The sequence below is a fragment of the Enterobacter sp. IF2SW-B1 genome (assembly GCF_001743375.1).
GTDB lineage: Bacteria > Pseudomonadota > Gammaproteobacteria > Enterobacterales > Enterobacteriaceae > Enterobacter > Enterobacter bugandensis.
Map to the genome: position 1 here is coordinate 1 of NZ_MJAA01000357.1, position 369 is coordinate 369.

1 protein-coding gene is annotated in these 369 nt (G+C 61.5%); it reads left to right on the forward strand.

Going from position 1 to position 369, the window contains the following annotated elements; all coding sequences use genetic code 11:
* A partial coding sequence (locus A6013_RS24660; RefSeq protein WP_217629514.1) for a sodium/glutamate symporter occupies window positions 1–369 on the forward strand: 369 nt, incomplete at both ends.

A 369-nucleotide genomic window follows, 5' to 3' on the forward strand; every position in this document is an offset into this window, starting at 1 on the left:
CACCACGCCGAATGGCAGACCGGACGATGAAATGGTGCCGACCGCGGTTGAAAAACCGGACGTTGGCCGCAGCATCACCTCGCTGGTGATGATTGAAACCATCGCGATGATTGCCAGCTGCCTGACCGTGGGCAAAGTGGGTGCGCAATGGCTGGCGGGTACCGCGGTTGAACTGCCGCCCTTTGTCTGCGTGCTGTTTATCGGGGTGATCCTGAGCAACGGGCTGGCGCTGATGGGCTGCTATCGCGTGTTTGAACGTGCGGTATCGGGGCTTGGCAACGTCTGTCTGTCGCGGTTCCTGGCGATGGCGCTGATGAGCCTTAAGCTGTGGGAGCTGGCCTCGCTGGCGCTGCCGATGGTGGCGATTCT